Origin of the sequence: Arenicella chitinivorans (assembly GCF_014651515.1) — a bacterium.
Classification (GTDB): Bacteria; Pseudomonadota; Gammaproteobacteria; order Arenicellales; family Arenicellaceae; genus Arenicella; species Arenicella chitinivorans.
This window is the reverse complement of the sequence record NZ_BMXA01000003.1, coordinates 234,423-255,231: the sequence shown is the minus strand read 5'-3', so window position 1 is coordinate 255,231 and position 20,809 is coordinate 234,423. Positions and strand designations below refer to the sequence as shown.

Genomic DNA, 20,809 nt, shown 5'->3' with positions numbered 1-20,809 from the left:
CTGCATTAGGTTTCGCTGGATAATCTCTTAAGAGAAAAGTAATCCGCCATTGATGTCCAAATTAACGCCGGTCAGAAATGACGCCTCGTCAGAGAGCAAATAGCTCACTGTGTCTGCCACTTCTTCGGGACGTCCCTCACGTCGCAACGGCGTGCCGTTAGCCACATTTGAACGCACGTTATCATTGGTGAACGTGTCATGAAATGTAGTGCTGATCATACCCGGACATAGGGCGTTAACACGAATGCCTTGCGGTCCCAATTCTTTAGCCATAGAGCGAGTAAATGTCATCACTGCACCTTTGGATGTGGCGTACGCGGAGGCACCGGGGCCGCCACCATCGCGCCCAGCTTGTGACGCGAGATTCACGATAGACGCGCCGGCTGACATGTGAGGCACCGCCGCCTTGAATGTCAGAAACGTCGAGGTAGTGTTCAGCTTGATAACGTGCTCGAAAAAATCCAGATCCATTTCGTCCAGAGTCTTTCTCTCGACCAGGCCGCCAACGACGTTTACTAAGCCGTCGATCTTACCCCCCAGTTCCGCAACCGCTTGCGATACCAAAGCTTCCACGTCGGCTGCACTGGTCATATCACCTTTTAAAATGATCGCATGCGCTCCCATGGCCGCGAGTTCGGTTCGCAGACTTGCTGCTTGTGCTTCGCTACCAAAATAATTGATAGCCAGTTTCGCACCTTCGGCCGCCAGTTTCTTAGACACTTCGCGACCAATATCACGGACACCGCCAGTGACAAGAATTACTTTGTTTTCCAGTTTCATTGTTCTTACTTCAAATTTTTAGTTTTAGAGGAACAGAAGCTTAAGCTTCCGGTTTGAGTGGTTCGATCTTGGGGCAGAGTAGCCAAACACTAGCGACTGCAATTAACGCCAACGCCGCGCCGATCACAAACGCCGGCGTATAGTTACCGCCTGAGGTCAACCACGGCACCAACGAGGTCAGCGCAACCGCGCCTAGCTTGGCCGCCATGCCAGCAATACCTGCCAGCGTGCCGACGGTTTTACCACCGAAGAAATCACTCGGCAGCGTTTGTACGTTACCGATTGCAGTCTGAAAACCAAACAGGATCACAGCCATTAGCAAAACGGCAGTCACGGGCGATCCCGGGTTTGCCATAGCCAATAGCGTCGGTAGCATAATCAGACATCCAAGCGTAATCGCCAGCTTGCGTGTTGCGTCGATTGACCAGCCCGCCTTGATTCGATTCTGCGCCAACAAGCCGCCGAACCAGGCGCCCAACATTGCGCCAACGTAAGGCACCCAGCCGTATATCCCGATGGTCTTGACATCCATGCCATAAACCTCAGACAGATAGATCGGAATCCAGAATACAAACAACCACCAAATCGGATCGATAGCCGCGGACGCAATAATGACACCCCAACTTTGTTTGTGAGACAACAGTTCTTTAGTTGATGGGTTGTAACCCTCATCAAACTCACCATCGCCATTTCGGTCCTGGTTAACCTGTCCACTGAGAATATAATTGCGCTCTTCGTCACTGATCCACGGGTGGTTTTTTGGCGGTGCTTTTACCAACACCAGCCAAGGGATTAGCCATAACAGACCCGTTGCGCCCACGATGACAAAAATCGCTTTCCAACTGAAGTACACGGATAAAAAAGCGATCAACGGAATCGACACAATCCCACCAATGGCAGCACCAGAGTTGAAGATCCCCTGCGCTAATGCCCGCTCCTTGGTTGGGAACCATTCTGCATTGCCTTTGGTTGCACCTGGCCAGTTACCCGCTTCAGCCACACCCAAAATAGCGCGAAAAATACTAAAACTCAGTACACCGCGCGCAAATGCGTGCAGAGCGGTGGCAATAGACCATATTCCAATCGACAAAGCGAAACCGATACGCGTTCCAACCCAGTCAAAAATCCGACCAAATATTGCCTGGCCGAACGCGTAGGCAAACACAAATACCACCGAAATAAGAGCATAAATCTCTTTGCGTTCGTCGTCGCTTTTATCCGGGTACAAAGACGCTGATATTTCCGGCCACAGCACATTCAGTGATTGCCGATCGATGTAGTTAATGATGGTGGCGAGCGCAATGAGTGCGATAACCCACCAACGTAGATTGCGAATGGTCACGATTGGGTTTCCTCCAGAAAGTCTTCTCGGTGTGGGCTGAAAATATCAATTAACACACCGGCCTTTAGACATACCGCGCCGTGCATTTGATTGGGGGCGACATAGAAGGAATCACCGGCTTTGAGCCGCGTTGTTTGTCCATCGATAGTGGCCTCAAATTCGCCGCTTTCAACGTAACTGACCTGAGTGTGGGGATGATGATGCTGATAACCGATTGCACCCTCATCAAACCAGACTTTGACCGCCATGAGTTCGGGACCATAACCCAAAAACTGACGCTTGATACCATCCGCGACCTGCTCTACGGGTTGCTCGCTGGCAACCACAAAACTGGGGCTTTGATTACTTTTCCTGTTCATTGTTCACTCTGTTTAGACTGCGATTTAAGCACCACAAAGTGCCCTTGCCACTGCACTTGTCCACCGGCACTGTCCAATTGATGCTGTGTGTTTTCGTCGCCTTGTTCGGTATAGAGCAAGGTGGCTTGATGACCGTTGACCAAGTTAATGGTCACCTCGGTGTACTTATCGAGTTCACGTACCGCTAAGCCCACTACATTGGACTGCGCACCAACGGTGTACTCTGCTCGTCCGTTGTATTCGCCATGTGTCTCCAGCACCGACACAAAGACATGATCATGCGCTGAATTCACTCGATGAATAAGCGCGTGCTGGTCACGCAAATTGAACTGAGGATCATTTGCACCCAACATCGCAAACAACATCTGCTGGTCTGTTCCACCCACCGTACTGTAGGTGTAAAACCGCCCATCATTGAGCCAAGTTAGCTGCGCTAAACCCGCCGGGAACGCGGCGCGAGCGCGATCCCACAAATACTGATACCCATGCTGCTCGCCCAAAGGACTCAGAGCTTGCTTGGCGCCCTGTAATTTAAGTGTGTGCGAAATTAACTGGCCTTGGTAATGAAGCGGCAGGTCGTATTGATGGGCCCGTACGCTATTGACCTTAAATACGTCAAGAATCAGAGGATGTGTGAGCCCCTCCAACTCAAGCATGGCCATCGTGCGACGTAAAGTCGTTGTGGGGTACGCAGCGGCGATCTCAGCTGAGGTGATTTGAATGCCATCTTGCGCGGCAAAAAATCGGATATTGGGCGCATGCTGCTGACCAACTCGCCAGTCACCATTGAAGTGGCTTTGCTCATCAACAACCACGGTATTGTGCGCCACCGTTTGCTTGGCCCAAGCATTGTTCTCTGGTAAATAATGCCCACCGTATTTGGCTTCGATGTTTAAAAACCGGGCCGCACCATAGTCACTAATGATTTCGTTGCCATTATCAAAATACAGCCAGTGTAATTTATCGAAATGACCGTGCCCCATACCTTGGGATGTGTTTTTGACCACCAAAGCCTGGTGCTTACTACCCTGCCCATGGCGAAAGATACTCAAAGCGCCTTGCTGCCCATCTTGACCATCACGTAATTGCAAACTGCGAAAATCGAACGGCGTGTCCCGACCTTCATGCAATGCCTTGGCTACCGAAAACCCATAACCGGTCAACAAAATGTGGTTCTGCTGTTTTGCGATATCCAACAATTGCGTGTCGCCCGTGACCTCAAAGGCAATAGCAATACCGTGCACCAATTCGATGGTGTCAATTCCTTTGTCTTTGATTGCATCATTGATACCAAAGAACAGGCCGTTGTAACTAAGCTGAACGGCGGTTTCAATCGCCTTTAAAATCGCCCCATCGGATGCCTCAAAGATTGCGCGCTGCGGTTCATTAACCTCAATTGCTCGTGCAAATAGCACGAATGGCATCAAGGCATAACGCTGATAATAAGGGCCTTCGGTGTAATAACCATCGGGGGAAAACAATTGTTCTATCTGCGCGATAAATCCAGCTTTGCCTGATTTATCCAGCCCGAAAAGCGCTTGATCTACCAAGTGCTGGTCATCCAGTACGTAGCCGGTCATCCCCACAGCGGCAGCGGCCCAAGTACCATGATTGTGAATCTTGTTGAATGTGTCTGGTTGGCCCTCGGATAAAAAGTTGGCCACTGGACGAAGCAATGACGATTCGATCAAGTTACGCTCAGCTTCCGTCAGCGCACCCACCACGAGGTCGTAGGCCTGGATGGTATGCACCAACCAAACAGCCTCGTTCAAACTTTGCCAAAACAGTTTACCCGGCGACTGCTCCTTCTGCTTTGGATGCAGTGGAAGCGTCGGGTAGAGTTCTGCATAGGCAAGTAACACATCACGAACATAGTTGGCGTAACGTTTCTTTCCAGAAAGTTGATACAACAATCCAGCGTCCAACATAAGTTGGTAATTGCGTTTATGCTGCTCGTGCGTATACCCGCCTCCGGCATCAACCGGTTTAGGCACAATAACACCCAGCTCAATGCTGGTGTCGGTCTTAACCTGTAGATCGTCAAAGGCCTGCTTTGCTTTTGGCACGGTATGCAGCTGCGAACGCATCGCAACTACTTCTTGTGCGGACATCGTGAGTCCTGGGTGTGGGCCGGCCAACGCCAAACTGCCCGCGCCCAGGAAGCTCACGACGAGCCAAGCAACCAAAGCTATGATTTTAAATTTACTCACAACCACCCCCTACTCACCAGATTGATAGACATTGCCACGCAACTCAGCCGTATCAATCTGATCGCTGTATAGCTCACGGATCTGTGTTTTTGGCGTGGCGACAAACCGGTTATCGATCAACTTAGTAACTGGCTCACCAACCGTGTGGTTAATTGTGATCGGTGCACTCTCTATGACCTTATTGTCTTGCAAGTGAGCAACTTGGACACCATGCAACAGAACTGAGCTCGCTGACTTATTGCGTTTTCCGGTGCCCACCTTGTTTAAGGTTGATTGAGTCATGGTAAAGTGCGGCCCAAAGGTGCTTTCATCCGTACCTCCACGATAATAATCGACCACATCGCCGTCGATTGTGTCGAACACGACGTTATCAATAGTCACGTACTCGGCGTTGTAGATCCCGAAGTCTTCGTACTCGTGATCCAGTCCCAATATCGCGCCGGTGACATTGCTAAAACGAGAGTTTGCCAGGCGAATACGTTGTGCGAATGTACCTTTAGCGACAGTGAGAAAATTAAATGAGTGATTCACGTTTAAATCAACAACCTCGCTGTTCTGTACAACCAACTCATAGTTATTGAGCATCGACCGGCGTTGCGTTCGCACTACGCTGTTTCCTGCGCTATCAGGGGCCGCGCTCCCAGATATGCGAACACCATCCAGTTTAAGGCTGCCGCCTTCGCCCAGTTCAAATAGCGCCGCACGCTCGTAGCGGATCGTCACATTACCCGGCGCTTGCGCTTGAACCGTAATCGCCTTATCTAAATGGATAATGCGACTAATCTGATACTCACCCTCTGAAAGCAACAACACATCCCCATCACTGGCATTTCGCGCAGCGGTTGCCAACGTATCCAGCCCGGGGCGTACCTGATGTGTCGCACCATGATCGAATCGTGGTTTTTGAGTAAGCTTTGGATACCAGTCCACTCCAGTTTGCGACTTATCTAACACGGTTAGATCACGACTGACACCATAGGTCTGCGTGCTACCGTCTTCGCCCTTCGGGTATTGCAGCCCGTTCGCCGCAGCCGCTGGATTAATTTGTCGAACAACGAATCCATCAGCCAATCGCTGATCAACCGCAGTATTGATCAAATTGTTTTCCCAAGTGATGCCACTGACATCATCGTAGATGGTAAATGGGTCTTGTTCTGACTCCACATAAATCAAATTATTCTTGAACCCTGTCCGCACCGGCACAGCTGTGCGTTCAAAATCGCTGCCTGCGGCAATTTGAATGTGATCTGAGTTCACAAAGGTGTTGTTCTCGATCACGGAATCTTCCACCTGGTGATACCGATTTATCTTTGAATTCGGCACCCCGTTCATCACCACTAACGCGCCGCCGAAGCGATAACCTTTAAGGTCTTGTAAATAGTTGTTTCGTACGGTTTGGCGCTTATTGATAACGCGAATACCGCCGGTATGATCTGCACCGTTGCCAAGAAACACATTCTTTTCTACCAAGGTGTCGTTGCCATGGCGCATCGTCAGCGTGCCTCGCGATTGGTAAAATACATTACCAATGAATTTATTACCGCCCGCTTTGTTTGAGATGATCTCTAACTCACCATCACATCGATCAAAGTAGTTGTTCTCCACGACCGTGTTCGATTCAGTCAGTGAATAGTGGCTGGTTCCGATCCGCAGTGTTTCACCACCATTGGAACCTAAAATCGGGCGCGGACCAAAGTAGTTGTGATCAATACGATGGTGGTTTTGCTGACTGGCCGCAGAATTGAGCCGGACTGCCAAAGTCACACCACGAGTGCTTTTACCCACAAGGTGATTATGATCAAAACGATTGTGCTTGCCATACAGCATTACCCAACTCTCGTTTTCATACCGTTCAGGATTATTAAATCCATCAATCACCGTAGCGGTAACGCGTGAATTGTTTGCCACGTGTTGTTCGTCTCGGCGAAAGGCGATTACACTGCTCGTTGGCGTGTAACCATTCTTGAAAACCAACCCCGAAACTTCGAGGTATTCACCCGCCAATCGCAGATTTGACTGACCAGTGATAAACACTTTACCTGGTGTCTGTGCCGCCAACCGTATGGGTTTGTCGGCCGTGCCTAGCGCTTCAAACAGGATCTCAAAATCAGCCCATTCTCCGTTCTTGAGCAGAATAGTATCGCCTGGCTGCACCTCATTGAGTGCGACTTGGTACGCAGCGATGTCGTCTACCAACTTCGTTTCTGCAATCACCGGGCTTGTGGATAGCGCAAGCAAAACAATAATTGCGAATGTAATTTTCTTCACGTGGACTCTCGATGTTTAACTAAAACCTGGACTTACTTGTTTGCTCGCCGTAAAAAAGCAAAAGGGTGCCACCATGACAACAGCACCCTTTTGCTCAGGCTCACATCACGAGATCAAAATCGATACGTAGCACCGATGGTAATCCGACGATCCGTTAAGCCTTGAAAGCACAAAAGTGCACCCTCATTCACACACGACTGCGTCACTTCTTCCTCGGTCAGATTGACTGCCTCTATACCGACATTTAGGTTCTCGTTGACATCATAACTAATGCTGGCGTTCAACTGACCACGATCTTCTTGCACCACTGGAAAGCCCCATGGAAAGCTCGAAGTGCTACCAAAATCCTCTGATCGGTATGCTTCACGCCATGTATAGCGCATTCTGGCCGATAAACCGTACTTCTCGTAGTAGAGCGTAAAGTTGTACGAGTTTTCAGATAGGTCAATCAATTGTGCACGTAGATCTACATCAGTGTTGCCCAGCGATTCAAACACATCGCTCGCACGACTGGTCGCACTCAGATAAGAGTCACCGCCGCTGAACTCTTGGATGGTGTAGTTCGCGATCACACCAAAGCCAGACGCCCAACCAAGTTGGTCTTCAAAATCAGCCAAGTCGTATTGAAACGCGAATTCGAAACCATCTTGCGTGGTTTCACCGGCGCCGTTAATTGTTTGCGATGAGGGCACACATACACCCACACCAACCGGGCCAAACACATTGATATCCGCGATCGGATTGAAAATCCCACCTTGCTCACACGGGGCAGTGATATCTCGAAAGCCAGTGACTGGATCCTCGAACGGGCTTTCCTCGTTGCGTACGAACAGACCGGTACGTTTCTTGTTGAAATAGCCAACACTGAACACACTTGATGGTGCAAAATACCATTCAGCTGAGACATCAAACGAAGTGACCTCTTCTGGCTCCAAGGCCGGATTTCCTAACTCCACCGCCGGATTTGGGCTGGTGCTGAAAGTAAACGCCGATGATAAATCATCAAAATTTGGTCGACGAATGTCTTTACCCCAGCCGGCACGCACAACCAAGTCGTCACGCACATTGGCTGCCAGATTAATTCTAGGCAACACAAAGTCGTACGAGCTCGTTGACGATGTGGGCGACACCACACCATTTAACTCCGCAAAGGCATTAGACGTGATATCGGTCTCAAGATATCGAACACCCACGTTACCACGGAAGATACCCGCTTCGAAATTCGCCTGCGCATACAAGGCATTCGTCTCTTCTTCAATATCGAAGAACGCGCTGGTACTGGATGTTGGTGAGCTGATCGGCTCTCGGTCCGAACCGGTAATCGCATTGTTGGCCGCAATAGCAGAGTTCAATACTGCGAGCACGGCTTGCGGGTCTGAGTTAACCAGTTCAGGGTCAATCACCAGAAAATCCGGCACATACAACTCACGGCCATCCGCCTCGTTGAAATTATTAGGCCCTGCAGTCAGGACACTGGAAAACAGATTTCCTCGTGGCGCATCATCCAACGATCTCAGACCCACACTTGAGGTGATCTGGTCACGCAAACTGGACGTTTCATTGCGTCGAAACCCGAAGTCTAGTGATGTTATTCCGGACCAATCTAGGTCAAGAGTAAAATCAGTTCGAAATGCATCTTCCGCATTCTCTGCTCGATTTTGCGATTGTTGAACATCCCGCAGGACAACATTCGCCGGATCAAGCAATTGCGCGGTTGAAGGTCCCCCTTCGGCATTTTGTGCAATGCCCCAAGTCAGCGAACCACCAGTCAAATCATAAACGAACGGCGTGCCATTCTCGTTCGACGAGTTAGTTGGCGCGTTCGGGTTGATAAAGTTAAGTGTCGTATTAAAACTTGGCGTGGATGTATCATTGCTGGACGTCGACAGCTCAAACTTTGCCGTTAGTCGATCAGTTATGTGCCAGTCCGTACCTAAACGGAATATTTCACTCTCGGAAATACGCGAACCCGTATCGCCGGAGAACCGCAGATTTCCGTCACCACCCCCTTCTTCAATTGGAATGATGCCAGTCAATGCAGCTTGAATCGAACCAAGATTCTGTACGCCATTAGACCCTTCAAGAGAACCAAAATTAACGGTTTCAAACGTGGCTGGCGCGGCGACATTACGCAGATCAGAGATCCCGGACGCTTGAATGCGTGAGCTCTCTTGCAGGCGTTCCTGGTCATTAATAATCGCATCGAGATAAAACTTCACATCGTCGTTGGGTGCCCATTCCAGGGTTCCAGCGAAGTTGGTCGTTTCATACTCGAGGTTGTCGTAATCCTGGATTAGGAATTGGATCGGCATAAAGTCAAAACTTTGCGCGCTGGCTGCACCACTGTCAGCAGCAACCAAGTTATCTCGGTCAGCACGAGGGCGAAATGCCGTTACGTCCTGTTCAGAATAACTCGCACTGGCCACGATACCCCAGCTACCCGCGTCATTCTCCCAGTTAGTACCATAAGTGCCAGACAAACGCGGCGTAAAGGTGCTGTCCGTGGAAAGACTACTGTTTTCACCCTGAACGCGAACAACAGCAAGCGGCTCTTGTAATTCCAAAGGACGGATGGTACGCAGATTAATGGTGCCGCCAACAGACCCTTCGATCGTTTTAGCCTCAGGGGCTTTAGTGACTTCCACGGCTGCGATAATCGCGGCGGAAACGTCTTCGAAATCAATCCCGCTGCGACCGGAACCGGAACCAACCGTTGAAACGCCATTGATTTCGGTTCGATTTGCATTGGTACCACGAATCTGAACGCCCGTACCAACACCCGCCTCACGGGTAATTTGAATACCGGTGACATTCTCGAGCACCTCGGCTAAATTTTGGTCAGGCAATTTACCGATATCTTCAGCACGAATAACTTCGACTAAATTGTCGGACTGACGCTTTTCTTCCAACGCGCCACGCAGCGAACCTCGAATACCGGTTACGACAACTTCCTCTATTACCTTTTCTCCATTCTGTGCCGAATCGGATTGCGCAAATGATGTGGTGACTTGAGAAACCCCAAGCATAGCCGTGATCGCACTCGCGACCACCGTCTTTTTAGTCCACAACCCACATCCCGGCTGTGCGACTCTCCTCGTGTTTGATGTCATTGTATTATTCTCGTTGTTGTAATTTTGTCTTACATGCCATCCTCCGATAGCACAAATAATACTGACAAAATATTAAAACAATTACAACCAATATCCACACGATTGTCGAATATATAGTATGACAATATCGTCTTACAATGAGCTTGATCGAATATTACTAAACAATATCAATCTCTTAGGTGACTTTCACTGATCAGCAGACCGCCCTCTTCACCGATCTATTAGCCATAATGTCAAACAAAAACCGTGGAATTTGAAAGAAATTGTCTTACAAAGAGAAAGTTGGTGCTATAGTTAGCGAATTGAGTTTCGACCGGTTGCGGATGCTATGGCCAATAAAAAACGACTTTATCTCTCTGTATTCAAAGAAATCTCTAGCCTGATCCAATCAGGGGAGTTTCCGGTGGGCAGTCGGTTACCGACTGAACGCGAATTGTCTGAACGTTTCAATGTCAGTCGACCTACCATACGTGAAGCGATTATTGCCCTTGAAGCAAAAGAAAAAGTTGCTGTGAAACCAAACTCTGGTGTTTACGTATTGGATAACAACCCAACCAACGATGATTTCAGCCGCGGAATCAGTGCGTTTGAATTGCTGGAAGCCCGAGTTCTGATCGAAGGCGAAGCTGCCGCCTTGGCCGCCAGAATGATCTCCGAAGATGAACTGAAGGAACTCGCTGCTGCATTAAACGACCTTGAGGCCGAAGGCGTCGAAGACATCTCGTCGTCCGGTGCCGACCGACGGTTTCACAAGGTGATTGCAGAAGCAACGCACAACCGTGTGATCATGAAGCAGATCCAGTACCTCTGGGACATTCAGGAAAACATCGACTACATTCACCATGCCCATCAGTCTGTGTGTGCGGCAGACGCCAGTACCCGCATTGCCGACCACACCGCAATTTACGACGCGATTGCCGATGGCAACGCATCGGAAGCCCGGCGTGCCATGCGTAGTCACTTTTCGGACCTATTAGAAGCCATGCATGACGCATCTGAACGCGAGGCAGTTGAAGAAACCCGCCGCAAAGCAGCACAACTCAGAGAGCGGTTTTCAATTGGCGAAGTGGTCAACTTTTAGTGTGTCTAAGTGAATTCGGCAATAACCTCTAAAAAGTCCCGACCAAATTTTTCCAGCTTCACCTGACCCACACCATTGATCGATAGCAGCTCCTGGTCATCGGCCGGTCGATATTCCATCATCTCCATCAACGTGGCATCGTGGAACACATGAAATGGCGGCACCCCCAATGCGTCGGCCAGCTCTTTTCGACACGCCTTCAGGGCCTCCCACAAATCATTGTCAGCAACGGCCACCTGTGTTGACGCACGACGGGGTCGATTGGGTTTGACGTTCATGGCATCCTGACGCAAGAACAGCGCCACTTCTCCGCGCAACAGCGCGCGGGCTTTTTCGGTCAACTGGATTGCACCATAGGCTTGTTCGTTCACGCTCAAATACCCCTGAACCAAGAGTTGGCGAATGATCGAACGCCACTGTTGATCGCCCAGATCCACCCCAATACCAAACGTACTGAGGCTGTGGTGACCAAACTGCGCCACTTTGTCGGTCTTCTTACCACGCAGCACATCAATGACGTGCCCGGCTCCAAACCGCTGGCCTGTGCGATAGATATTGGACAACAGTTTCTGCGCCGCTTCCGTGGCATCCCAAGTTTTGGGGGGATTCATACACACATCGCAGTTTCCACATGCGGTATCACTTTCCTCACCAAAATACCGTAGCAATGCGCGACGCCGGCAGGTGGTTGATTCACACCACGCCAACAAGCTGTCAATCTTCGCACGCTCAATACGTTTAAACTGCTCATTGGCTGACGAATCCTGAACCATCTTGCCGATCCGCACCACATCCTGTAGACCGTACACCATCCAAGCGACGCTGGGTTGGCCATCTCGACCCGCACGACCCGTCTCCTGGTAGTACGCTTCCAGACTTTTGGGCAGATCCAAATGCGCTACAAAACGCACATCCGGTTTATCAATGCCCATCCCAAAAGCAATGGTCGCCACCATGATCACACCCTCTTCGCGCAGAAAACGCTGCTGATGGGCTTGACGCTCCTCGGCGCTTAAACCAGCGTGGTAGGGCAGCGCCTTGAACCCGCGCCCAGCCAGCCAGGCCGCAATGCCATCCACTCGGTTGCGCGACATACAATAGACAATCCCAGCCTGAGATTTAAAGTCCTGTAAAAACGCCAGTAACTGCGCTTTAGCGTCGCCTTTCCCCTTCACGACATAACGAATATTAGGACGATCAAAACTACTGACAAACACTTCAGGTTGATAAAGGTCCAACCGCGCAACAATTTCATCGCGTGAGCGTTGATCAGCGGTCGCGGTCAGCGCCACTCGTGGCACACCGGGAAATGCGTGACGCAGCACATTTAGCCCCAGATAGTCTGCACGAAAATCATGCCCCCACTGCGAGACACAATGCGCTTCATCAATCGCGATCAACGAAATAGGGATATTAACCAAACGATCTAAGGTAGCATCCTGCAATAGTCGCTCGGGGGCTATATACAACACATCTAACTCCTGGTCATGTATCGCACGCAGTGTTAGACCTGCCTCTTCGCGAGACAACATTGAATTGAGATAGGCGGCACGGATGCCCAGTTGTTGTAATGCGGACACCTGATCCTGCATCAACGCGATTAGCGGCGATACCACGATGGCCATCCCAGGGCGGACCAAACCGGGAATTTGATAACACAGAGACTTTCCACCACCGGTTGGCATTAACACCAATGCATCGTGCCCAGAAAGCACCGTATTAATGATCTCACGTTGCGACCCACGAAAGGCCGCGTACCCAAAGGTATGTTTTAAAATATCTTCCGCACGGTTTATCATAATGATCCGTATTATTGATAGTGTTTCAGTGCGCTCATCGGAGCACGAGTATGCCGCTTGCACGCACTGTATTCAAGGAGAATTATGAGTCGCTGGCGACCACCCCAACCTCGATCAACCGCCATCATAACCCCAGAAGGTTATGCGGCATTAGAGAAAGAAATTAAAGCGCTCTGGGCCAAACGCCGTATCGTGAACGACGCGCTCGCCGCTGCTGCCGCGGAGGGCGACCGTAGCGAGAATGCAGAGTACATCTACCGCAAGAAAGAGCAGGCAGGCATCGATCGACGCATACGCTATTTGCAAAAACGGATGCCAGACCTGCAAGTGGTATCTCAGGTCGGGGATCACAGCAGGATATTCTTTGGCGCGCGTGTCGAGCTCGAAGATGAGCAAGGTAAGCTGCATCAGTACCGAATCGTCGGTCCAGACGAAACAAACACTGCTGCTGGCGATATCAGTATCGATTCACCGCTGGCTAAATCTCTGCTAAAAAAACAAGTCGACGATGAAATCAGCATCAATATTGCCGACAAGCCTGTTCACTATGTGATTTTGCAGATTGACTACGTCTGACAGCCTCAATTGCAACGAAAAACTGTCTTGATTTGGCGTCAAATTTATTAAAATTTCGTTACAGGTGTAAATTAGTCGTGTGAAGTTGGTTTTTTTTTGGTATAAAGGAGACGTCGACGCGGAATGAACGAGCCGCTGAGACATGTTGTTTTTCATTTGAAAACCAAGCTAAATATACCCCACCCCTACACTATTTAGTTTGTTTTAAGCGCTTCGGCCCTAAACCGAAGCGCTTTTTTTATGCCTAGTTGTACTGCCTATCAGACCCGTTAAATACCATAGACAAGCCGATCCATCAGCCGGTTTTTGCCTTCCATCTTTAGCAAGGCTGCGACAATCAAGCTCGCGCCTACGACGCTAACTAGATAATAGATCCAAGGCTGAGTCTGGTGAATATCCCAGCCCTTGAGGAGAAACATCGGCACCACATGCCACAAGTAAATCGGCAGCGACACTCGCCCCATGGCGACCAGCGTATTACTCATCAAACCACGCCGCACAGTCTTGTTCGCTTTGGCCGACAGACGTGTTTGAATCCACTTGATGCTGACCAAAATCAACACACAATTCATCATTAACCACGCACCACCCTTAAGCACCGACTTCTCAGGCCCGATATGCATCAGATAGACCGCAGCGCTGATCAAGATAATGGCCGGTGGAATCGCGTTAATCACCGTCATAGACCGCAACCAGCGCACACCCGCGTCTGTACGCAGCCATGCACCCAACAAGAAGAAACTGAAAAAGTAGACAACTTTTTTGCTCACCAACAGCGCGACGATATGGGGCAGCGAAACACCAGCGAACATACTCCAGACTGCGGTGATAAACACGCTGCCCAGCAGCGCTAAGATCAATGGAAAACGCAGTTTGAGCGCCAACCAAAACCCAAACACCCACAGAATCAGCGTTGGGACAAACCAGAGGTGATAATAAGGCGTAACCAGATAACCCAACACCAAGCTTGAACTAAAGCGCCCTTCCTGTTGCGCATGCAAAAGCAGGATTCCGGTGAAGCAAGCAAAGGCAATTAAAAATGGCAATCCGACTCGCCACCAGTATCGCGCACCGACGGCGATCAATGAACTGCTGGCCAGTTTATCGGGGTTGAGTAGATAACCCGTCAGTCCAATAAACAGCGGCATATGGAACGCATAAATCGCGTAGCGCACAAACTGTTCATGCACTGAGCCAAGCACAATATGCCCAACAATCACCAACAAAATGAGCCATCCGCGCAACAGATCCACGCGCGGATTACGAGCTGTAATAGGAGGGCGATTACTCATACGCGAATTGTGAGCTTTCTGATGAGCAAGTGCAACCAGTCACGCCAAATCGCGGCCCTAACCTTGGTGCTTAAATCAGCTTAAACTGCCTCAACGATCATCGCGATGCCTTGGCCACCACCAATACACAATGTCGCCAAACCATATTTGCCACCGACTCGATGAAGCTCGTAAATAAGCTTTGTCAGAATCACGGCGCCGCTGGCCCCAACTGGATGACCCAAAGCTATTGCACCCCCATTCGGATTGGTTTTGTCTGCTGGGAAATCAAGCTCTTTGGCCACCGACAACGCCTGTGCAGCAAATGCTTCGTTGGATTCAATCACATCCAAGTCAGCTACCGACAAACCCGCCCGCGATAAAGCCATCTTAGTTGCGCCGACAGGGCCAATCCCCATGATTTCGTTTGGCACCCCACAGCGGCCATAGGACACCACGCGCGCCATCGGCTTCAAACGCTGCTGTGTCACCTGCTCCTGCGTTGCAAGCACGACCATTGCTGCGCCGTCGTTGATACCAGATGCATTGCCCGCGGTGACTGAACCTCCGTCTTTGAACACTGCTCGCAAGCTCCCCAGTCGCTCAGCCGTGGTGTCCGCCCTCGGATCCTCATCGGTGTCGAAGACCACAGAGCCTTTGCGCGTGGCGATTTCATACGGTGTGATTTGAGACGCAAAATGACCGGCCTCAATGGCAGCGATCGCACGGTGCTGTGACGCAAGCGCAAACGCGTCTTGCTCTTCTCGAGATATCACGTATTTCTCTGCCAGATTTTCAGCAGTAATCCCCATGTGCCCCACACCAAACGGGTCGGTCAAACCGCCCGTCAATTCATCTTGAATCGTGCCATCGCCCATCCGTTGCCCCCAGCGGTTGGTCGTCAATAGATGCGCGGCGGAACTCATCGACTCCGTACCACCGGCAACGGCAACACCGACTTCACCCAGTTGCAGTTGTTGGGCTGCAAATGTGACTGCCTCCAAGCCCGAACCGCACAAACGGTTCAGGGTGAGCGATTGCGTATGGATTGGCAACTCAGCCTGCAGCGCCACACGTCGTGCCATATAGGCATCTTTAACATCGGTCCGCATGACATGCCCGACGACATTGGAGCCGATTGAATTGATGTCCACACCAGCGCGCTTTACGGCTTCACGACTTACGTGAGCGCCTAAGTCCGCGGGCGACACTCCCTTCAAACTGCCACCAAAACTACCGATTGCCGTGCGCACGGCACTGACGATAAAGACTTCGTTCAACATGAAATACTCCAAATTTTGTATGGGGGACCGAAATGATACTGCAGCAGATAGTACCAATCCGCTCACACGGTGACCACCTAACAAACAACATGATCACTATTTGTTTATGTTATCGTCGCGTCATGAAACGTACGCTGCCGACTATCTACCTGCTGACCTGTTTAAGTATGCTCGGAGCATGCGATCGGCCGACACTGGATTCGAAAACGAAATCGCAGACTCACAATAAAGAGTTGCTGACCCCGAATGGCCAAGTGCCGATGCCACACCGTGCCACACCGGTGGTGACGTTGCCTGAAACAGACGATAATCACGATCCGTTACCAATCCAACACTCCAATATTCGAACCTGGTTATCAGACGGCAACCTGGCACAGATCAAAAACTATGTTTTATCACACTATTCGGCACTCTCCAGTTCTGAACTCAATGCGATTAAACAACAATTGTTGGCCATCGATGTTACCCAACCCAACGCTCTGGATCGGCTGGCCCTCACCGCTGAGTTATTTGACGACAACCTAAGCTGGCAAGCCTATGCGCGACACGCCGAACGTGATCGCCACTGGCACGAGGCACATAAGGCATACCTTCGCTTAAGCCAGCTCGAGGTCGAGCCGGATGCTCAAGAAGCGGCTTTCTCTGCGTTAGTGCGCACCAGCGCCTATCTGCGCAACGAATTAGAACGTAACGGAGATCTCTCGGGCATCCAGCTGTTGTATCAGCAGTTGGTAGATTTGCATCCCGGCGTTACTCGATTTCGTTTGGAATTGGCGCACGCCAACCTGCATTTAGGCGACCTGAATCGAGCCCGTCTGTTGTATGAGGAATTACGTTACGACCCCGATTTTGGTGCCATTGCCGAGCACGCGCTCGACACAATTGAACGCAAGTCAAGCGACCAAGCTCGCAATGATGAAGTCGAGGTTCCGCTGGAAATTCAAGGGTCAAGTATGCTGGTGCGCGTGTCACTCAATCAACAACCAACTACTCTGCTGCTCGACACCGGGGCCTCGATTACCGCACTTAGCAAAGCAACGATTCGTGCCCTGAACTTACCCCCTACCGGGCAAAAAATTTGGTTGGCTACGGCCAACGGGCAGCGCCAGGCTTCAGTTTACTCTCTGAATCAAATAACCTTGGGCCAGTTTACCTTGAACCGTGTGTTAGTCGCCGAAATTGACCTTGAGCACTATGACGGCCTGCTCGGAACCGACGTACTCAGCGCGCTTGCTCAAGAATACGATTATCGACTCGAAAACAACCCTGGCAGATTAGTCTTCACCCCCAAACGCTAGGCCAAGACCGAGCTCACAACTGGGCAAACAAGCGATCATCTTCCAGAATCAGAAGCTCTTGCAACTCCAGCTGATATGCGTCACCGGTGTCGTTTACCGCAGTCATGTGTACTGATGGCACGTCGCGATACCAATCCTGGCGATCACCCAAGACCCCAATCGCCAATACCGTCACGGCTGTCGTGGCCAGCAATGGATTCCACCAACGACGAACCGTAGATTTGCGTGCCTTAGCACTGGGCTGCTCCAACTGGCGAGGTACGCTCTGAGGCAGATGACGCGTGCGTTCAAGTATTTGCATTTGCAGCGATGCTGCATCAGGCACATCCTGACTGCTCTGCTTGATTAACATTTCAATGGTAGAGTTTGACTCGCTCATACGCCCCCCGTTATTGACTCAATATATTACGCAGCAATGGGCTATCTCTACGCTGCTTAGATTGTTCCACGGCCAACTGCTGCGCTAGGTTTCGCTTGGCGCGGATCAATAAGGACTCGAGCGCTTTAACGCTGACCCCAAGAACCTCGGCGGCTTCTCGCTGAGGCAGTTCAGATTGCACCACAAGCGTGAGCGCATCACGTTGCGCACTCGGCAGCTCAGCGATCCAACGGCGTAAGGAATGACGTTGCCATTCCGTATGTTGACGCTCTGCAACCGTGTCAGCTACATCCTTCGTTGCTGAGTGCGACTCCATAAACGTCTCACCCACGGCGCGATCGAATTCAGCCGGCTCGACCGTCGCGGTTTTAGCGCCGCGACGAAGTTGGTCGTGACACGCGTTAAGAATCACACGATAAAACCAGGTTGTGAACTTGGCTTTGTCCGGTCGCCACATATGCGGTCGGACCCACAAGTTTACAAACGCTTGCTGTACGACATCTCGTGCGTCTTCCACGCTCCCCAGCGTTCGATAAGCCAGCGCGAAAAACTGGTCCGTGTAGCGGGTAACCAATTGCGTAAATGCATCATGGTTACCCGACCGAATCAGCTCAAACAAACGCCGATCATCAAATTGGGCGTACGCCGACATTCAAACAGACCGATTATTCGCTGTCGCCTTCAGCTGCCTTACGCGCTGCTTTTCGTTCAGCGCGCATTTTCTCTCGCATTTCACGGTGTTTCTCACGCATGATCTTCCCGGCTTCTTTTTGTTCCTCACGAGTTACATAGCCATCGCCATTGAGATCCATGTTTTTGAAGCGTTGCTCAGCGTTGGCGAGATACTCAGACAAATCGATCTGACCATCTTCATTGGTATCCACCTTCTTCATCATGTACTCATGCATACGATCACGCTTCTTTTTGTGATGCTTCAACTCATGATGTCGCGGAGGACCGTCTGGAAAATCTTCAGCGGCTTGTTCTTGTGCAAACGTTGGCCCAGTCAGAGCAACCGACAGGCCAGCTAGGACACTTACGACATTAAATTTTTTCATGGATAAACTCCTTAATTAATTGCTTGTGTATTAGTTTAACGTTGCAATTCACTGTTTCCTGCGCAAAAAGTTCAGTTTTTTCCCATTTTACGCTCAACAAAAAGCGTGCGAAAATGCGGCGTTGAATTAGTTTGCTCTCGATCAAATATGCCACGCCTTGCACTACAGCGCCCTGAGCTCGACCCCAGCCACGTTACGCAACTCGAAAACACAGGTAGAGTACGGGTGCCTAACCTGTTTACTGAAGAGGCTGCCAACGCTATCCACCGAACTCTCCAGCACGAGACCCCTTGGCACTTAGCATACAGTGGTGAAGCCGGGACTGCGCATGCACTGGATGCCTTTGAGCTTGAGACACTCAGTGAGCAGGAGGAGTCAGCGATTTATCAAGACGTGTATTCACGCGCGTCTGACGAATATCAATTTATCTATAAATTTTATCCCATCATCAATGCCATCTTACGCCAACAACTTGATGAACAGGCGATGTTGTACCAAATAGCAACGTTCTTAAACAGCAGCGAATTTTTGAACTATGCCCGAGCACTTACTAAAGATAAAAGCTTAGTGAAAATGAATCCAAGCGCGACGTGTTATCAAAAAGGGCATTTTTTAAATATACACGATGACTTTGGTGATAAACGCGAAGCCAACCCAAGCGGACAGCGAAAGTATGCCGTCGTATTTAACTTCTGTCCTCACTGGTCTCCAAACTGGGGCGGCGGCACCAATTTTTTTAATGGACCAAATGAGAATGCGTCTGAGACTTGGTATCCGGGGTTTAATACCATGACACTGTTTCGAGTCCCAGTTCTGCACAGCGTCTCGCCCGTGGCCCCCTTTGTGAACGCAAACCGCTATTCAATCACTGGCTGGCTCAGATCTGATCCTGCAATTGCGCGGCCAGATCTGGATTGAGACGTTAATCAAGCTTGGCGTAGGTATCGAGCGAAAGCAATGCAACCAGGGGCGCAGACCAGTCCATTACGGCGTCGATTTGACCACCGTATGCGTCCAGTAGCGCTTGTTTCTCGATCCGCTTTTGCTCGGCAGAATACTTGGCCTCACTGTTTTTCGCATCACGTTGAAAAGTGTCTGATTGCGCGAGCGCTTGCAACTCAGCCGACGCTACCGGTTGCTCAAAATGCTTAACCATCTGAGCTAATGTTTCCGGGGTCTGCAGTAAAAAGTCAGTCATCTCCAGTAACAGAATTCGACGACCGTTTGCACCACGCAGGTGCTGCTCAATTACCGACATATTGGTTAACCAAATCAACGCGCACACCTGCAAAAAAGTGAGTTGGTTGACGGGCTGTATGCGGCCTAGAAGCAAACTAAAGTCAGCATCTTTTAAGAACTGCTGTAGTAACCATGGCATTTTTTCGCGTGTTTCTGCGGGCTTCTTTAGGTTCGAGACCAAAAAGTCTTTCAACCCTGAGTACATATACACAATCTTGCTCGCGGGGAGATAATCGAGCGTATCGGAGATGAGATTATTCGATACATTGGTAGCCTTTACCACCACATTATGGCCTGATCGATAACGCTTAGCTAATAATCGGTTAGCGGTTAAAAACATCGTTCGCCACCGCTCACCCTGAGCAAGCTCACCGGCATGATCAGATCGCTTAATGTCTGCCAATCGCCGCAAAATCCACGGCTCCTTCAAGCTAATGAATTGAGGCAACTGATCCAAACCACGCGCCATTAAGGTCGAGCATACGAACGCATGATGAAAGATGTAGTGAACTGCTGGTCGAACCATATCGTGGTTCGCCTCCAACGATTCCACCTGACCGGCATCCAGATAGAAACTCGCTTGCGCAAGCGGTTCGGCACGAATATCAATGAATGGACACAACCGCAAGTTCTCTTCCGACATCATCAAAAACTTATATCGACCTGCCAACGGTTCAATATCAAAAACATAGAACTCAGGATCGAATAATAAATTCGGAATAGCAATTTCGGTTTGCGAGGGGGTTAATTTCATAA

Annotated in this window: 17 protein-coding genes; 4 read left to right on the top strand and 13 right to left on the bottom strand. The window is 50.2% G+C overall.

What is annotated here, in order from left to right; translation table 11 throughout:
- Positions 1-27 precede the first annotated feature (27 nt).
- The 6 genes from IE055_RS10935 to IE055_RS10910 form a co-directional block, all read right to left on the bottom strand.
- Positions 28-780, bottom strand: a complete 753-nt coding sequence (locus IE055_RS10935) for an SDR family NAD(P)-dependent oxidoreductase (RefSeq protein WP_189400787.1) — start codon at positions 778-780, stop codon at positions 28-30.
- Positions 781-820: 40 nt separating this feature from the next.
- The gene (locus tag IE055_RS10930; protein WP_189400785.1) at positions 821-2,122 is read right to left on the bottom strand and encodes an MFS transporter; all 1,302 of its coding nucleotides are present in this window, start codon (positions 2,120-2,122) and stop codon (positions 821-823) included.
- Positions 2,119-2,481, bottom strand: a complete 363-nt coding sequence (locus IE055_RS10925; protein WP_189400784.1) for a cupin domain-containing protein — start codon at positions 2,479-2,481, stop codon at positions 2,119-2,121. Before IE055_RS10925 ends, IE055_RS10930 begins: the two co-directional genes overlap by 4 nt.
- Positions 2,478-4,691, bottom strand: coding sequence for a heparinase II/III domain-containing protein (locus tag IE055_RS10920; protein WP_189400782.1), 2,214 nt, complete (start codon positions 4,689-4,691; stop codon positions 2,478-2,480). Before IE055_RS10920 ends, IE055_RS10925 begins: the two co-directional genes overlap by 4 nt.
- 9 nt (positions 4,692-4,700) lie before the next feature.
- On the bottom strand, positions 4,701-6,959 hold the full coding sequence (locus tag IE055_RS10915; protein WP_189400780.1) for a polysaccharide lyase 6 family protein: 2,259 nt from the start codon (positions 6,957-6,959) through the stop codon (positions 4,701-4,703).
- Positions 6,960-7,072: 113 nt separating this feature from the next.
- On the bottom strand, positions 7,073-9,985 hold the full coding sequence (locus IE055_RS10910) for a TonB-dependent receptor (protein ID WP_189401214.1): 2,913 nt from the start codon (positions 9,983-9,985) through the stop codon (positions 7,073-7,075).
- Positions 9,986-10,397: 412 nt separating this feature from the next.
- Here IE055_RS10910 and IE055_RS10905 point away from each other — a divergent pair, with 412 nt between their 5' ends.
- Complete coding sequence (locus IE055_RS10905) at positions 10,398-11,150, top strand: FadR/GntR family transcriptional regulator (protein WP_189400778.1); 753 nt, start codon at positions 10,398-10,400, stop codon at positions 11,148-11,150.
- 5 nt (positions 11,151-11,155) lie between these two features.
- Here the strand turns inward: IE055_RS10905 and recQ are convergent, their stop codons facing one another.
- A complete protein-coding gene (gene recQ, locus IE055_RS10900; RefSeq protein WP_189400776.1) occupies positions 11,156-12,949 on the bottom strand; it encodes a DNA helicase RecQ in 1,794 nt (597 codons plus the stop codon).
- An 84-nt stretch (positions 12,950-13,033) separates the two neighbouring features.
- On the opposite strand from recQ, the gene IE055_RS10895 reads away from it, so the two are divergent.
- A complete protein-coding gene (locus IE055_RS10895; protein ID WP_189400774.1) occupies positions 13,034-13,525 on the top strand; it encodes a GreA/GreB family elongation factor in 492 nt (163 codons plus the stop codon).
- A 269-nt stretch (positions 13,526-13,794) separates the two neighbouring features.
- Here IE055_RS10895 and IE055_RS10890 read toward each other — a convergent pair whose 3' ends face one another.
- Together IE055_RS10890 and bktB are read right to left on the bottom strand one after the other, a co-directional pair.
- Positions 13,795-14,817 carry an acyltransferase family protein gene (locus IE055_RS10890; protein WP_189400772.1) on the bottom strand — a complete coding sequence of 341 codons (1,023 nt, stop codon included), beginning with the start codon at positions 14,815-14,817 and terminating at the stop codon, positions 13,795-13,797.
- Between the two features lie 80 nt (positions 14,818-14,897).
- Entirely contained in the window at positions 14,898-16,079 is a 1,182-nt protein-coding gene (bktB, locus tag IE055_RS10885; protein WP_189400770.1) for a beta-ketothiolase BktB, read from the bottom strand.
- Positions 16,080-16,201: 122 nt separating this feature from the next.
- Between bktB and IE055_RS10880 the strand changes: the two genes are divergently transcribed.
- A complete protein-coding gene (locus IE055_RS10880) occupies positions 16,202-17,377 on the top strand; it encodes a retropepsin-like aspartic protease (RefSeq protein WP_189400761.1) in 1,176 nt (391 codons plus the stop codon).
- Between the two features lie 13 nt (positions 17,378-17,390).
- On the opposite strand, the gene IE055_RS10875 is transcribed toward IE055_RS10880, so the two are convergent.
- From IE055_RS10875 to IE055_RS10865, 3 genes are read right to left on the bottom strand one after another with little or no spacing between them, the layout of a single operon-like run.
- Positions 17,391-17,756 carry a hypothetical protein gene (locus IE055_RS10875; protein WP_189400758.1) on the bottom strand — a complete coding sequence of 122 codons (366 nt, stop codon included), beginning with the start codon at positions 17,754-17,756 and terminating at the stop codon, positions 17,391-17,393.
- A 10-nt stretch (positions 17,757-17,766) separates the two neighbouring features.
- Complete coding sequence (locus IE055_RS10870) at positions 17,767-18,408, bottom strand: sigma-70 family RNA polymerase sigma factor (protein ID WP_189400756.1); 642 nt, start codon at positions 18,406-18,408, stop codon at positions 17,767-17,769.
- Between the two features lie 13 nt (positions 18,409-18,421).
- The gene (locus tag IE055_RS10865) at positions 18,422-18,814 is read right to left on the bottom strand and encodes an EF-hand domain-containing protein (protein WP_189400754.1); all 393 of its coding nucleotides are present in this window, start codon (positions 18,812-18,814) and stop codon (positions 18,422-18,424) included.
- Between the two features lie 225 nt (positions 18,815-19,039).
- Here IE055_RS10865 and IE055_RS10860 point away from each other — a divergent pair, with 225 nt between their 5' ends.
- Positions 19,040-19,732 (top strand): 2OG-Fe(II) oxygenase, encoded by a 693-nt coding sequence (locus IE055_RS10860; protein WP_189400752.1) that lies wholly within the window; start codon positions 19,040-19,042, stop codon positions 19,730-19,732.
- A 4-nt stretch (positions 19,733-19,736) separates the two neighbouring features.
- Here IE055_RS10860 and IE055_RS10855 read toward each other — a convergent pair whose 3' ends face one another.
- Entirely contained in the window at positions 19,737-20,807 is a 1,071-nt protein-coding gene (locus IE055_RS10855) for a hypothetical protein (protein ID WP_189400750.1), read from the bottom strand.
- Positions 20,808-20,809: the final 2 nt, after the last annotated feature.

What these genes read in the sequence shown, in the direction of transcription:
- IE055_RS10935 (WP_189400787.1), bottom strand. Translation starts at nt 780, where the DNA reads ATGAAACTGGAAAACAAAGTAATTCTTGTCACTGGCGGTGTCCGTGAT.
- IE055_RS10925 (WP_189400784.1), bottom strand. Translation starts at nt 2,481, where the DNA reads ATGAACAGGAAAAGTAATCAAAGCCCCAGTTTTGTGGTTGCCAGCGAG.
- IE055_RS10910 (WP_189401214.1), bottom strand. Translation starts at nt 9,985, where the DNA reads ATGCTTGGGGTTTCTCAAGTCACCACATCATTTGCGCAATCCGATTCG.
- IE055_RS10905 (WP_189400778.1), top strand. Translation starts at nt 10,398, where the DNA reads ATGGCCAATAAAAAACGACTTTATCTCTCTGTATTCAAAGAAATCTCT.
- recQ (WP_189400776.1), bottom strand. Translation starts at nt 12,949, where the DNA reads ATGATAAACCGTGCGGAAGATATTTTAAAACATACCTTTGGGTACGCG.
- IE055_RS10895 (WP_189400774.1), top strand. Translation starts at nt 13,034, where the DNA reads ATGAGTCGCTGGCGACCACCCCAACCTCGATCAACCGCCATCATAACC.
- IE055_RS10890 (WP_189400772.1), bottom strand. Translation starts at nt 14,817, where the DNA reads ATGAGTAATCGCCCTCCTATTACAGCTCGTAATCCGCGCGTGGATCTG.
- bktB (WP_189400770.1), bottom strand. Translation starts at nt 16,079, where the DNA reads ATGTTGAACGAAGTCTTTATCGTCAGTGCCGTGCGCACGGCAATCGGT.
- IE055_RS10880 (WP_189400761.1), top strand. Translation starts at nt 16,202, where the DNA reads ATGAAACGTACGCTGCCGACTATCTACCTGCTGACCTGTTTAAGTATG.
- IE055_RS10875 (WP_189400758.1), bottom strand. Translation starts at nt 17,756, where the DNA reads ATGAGCGAGTCAAACTCTACCATTGAAATGTTAATCAAGCAGAGCAGT.
- IE055_RS10870 (WP_189400756.1), bottom strand. Translation starts at nt 18,408, where the DNA reads ATGTCGGCGTACGCCCAATTTGATGATCGGCGTTTGTTTGAGCTGATT.
- IE055_RS10865 (WP_189400754.1), bottom strand. Translation starts at nt 18,814, where the DNA reads ATGAAAAAATTTAATGTCGTAAGTGTCCTAGCTGGCCTGTCGGTTGCT.
- IE055_RS10855 (WP_189400750.1), bottom strand. Translation starts at nt 20,807, where the DNA reads ATGAAATTAACCCCCTCGCAAACCGAAATTGCTATTCCGAATTTATTA.